Annotated in this window: 2 protein-coding genes; both read left to right on the top strand. The window is 48.7% G+C overall.

Annotated features, from left to right (window positions below):
* Nucleotides 1-485 (top strand): cadherin-like domain-containing protein (locus A3762_RS27350; RefSeq protein WP_197469121.1); only part of this gene is annotated, 485 nt, incomplete at its 5' end.
* Between the two features lie 21 nt (nucleotides 486-506).
* Nucleotides 507-1,224, top strand: a 718-nt coding sequence (locus A3762_RS27345) for a cadherin-like domain-containing protein (RefSeq protein WP_197469120.1), incomplete at its 3' end; no start/stop codon positions are given.

Genomic DNA, 1,224 nt, shown 5'->3' with positions numbered 1-1,224 from the left:
AGCAGCTCTTGGCGCAAGCGAGTGATGTGGATGGTGATACGCTCACGGCGTTGAATCTACAGACAGCCAATCCGGAACTGACGATTACAGATAATGGTGATGGGACGTTCACGCTGACACCGGCTGCAAACTTCAATGGTGATCTCGATATTAGTTTCGATGTATTCGATGGTGGAGCGACAGTTGCAGCCAATATTGATTTGACAGTGAACCCAGTGAATGATCTGCCGGTCGCGCAGGATCAGAATTTCCAGATGAACGAAGACGGGACGATCACGCTTACAGATGGGGATCTGGTAACGGGAGCGTCGGATGTTGATGGCGATACGCTGAGTATCTCAGATGTTGCATACACAGGTACGGATGGAATCTTCACCGATACTGGGGATGACACATATACCTTTGCACCGAATGAGAACTTCAATGGTAAGGTCACCGTCGAGTTCTACGTACCTCATGGCGACGGCAGTGCCGGATGTGTATAAGCGAATATTGTAGTTGTTCCTGTGAATGACCCGCCAGTTGCAGGGGATACGTCTTTCAGCATGAATGAGGACGGTACAATTACATTGACACCTGCACAGCTTTTGGCGAATTCAAGTGACGTTGAAGGTGATGTGAGTCTGCAAGGTGTTAGCTACTCAGGATCAGATGGAACGCTGAGTGCGAATGATGATGGCTCCTTTAGTTTTATTCCGAATGAGAATTTCAATGGCGACATTGTCCTCGATGTGGTTGTGCTAGATTCTGAGGGTGCGAGTGATACGGCCCAAGCGAATATCGTAGTTGTTCCTGTGAACGACTTCCCTGTTTCAGGTAACTTGGCGTATGCAATTGATGAGGATGGAAGTATCACACTGAGCCAAGAGCAGCTCTTGGCGCAAGCGAGTGATGTGGATGGTGATACGCTCACGGCGTTGAATCTACAGACAGCCAATCCTGAACTGACGATTACAGATAATGGTGATGGGACGTTCACGCTGACACCGGCTGCAAACTTCAATGGTGATCTCGATATTAGTTTCGATGTATTCGATGGTGAAGCGACAGTTGCAGCCAATATCGATTTGACAGTGAACCCAGTGAATGATCTGCCGGTCGCGCAGGATCAGAATTTCCAGATGAACGAAGACGGGACGATCACGCTTACAGATGGGGATCTGTTAACGGGAGCGTCGGATGTTGATGGTGATACGCTGAGTATCTCAGATGTTGCATACACAG

The organism is Oleiphilus sp. HI0125 (assembly GCF_001635355.1).
The sequence above is the reverse complement of the archived record's forward strand: the minus strand, read 5'-3'. Positions and strand labels throughout refer to the sequence as shown.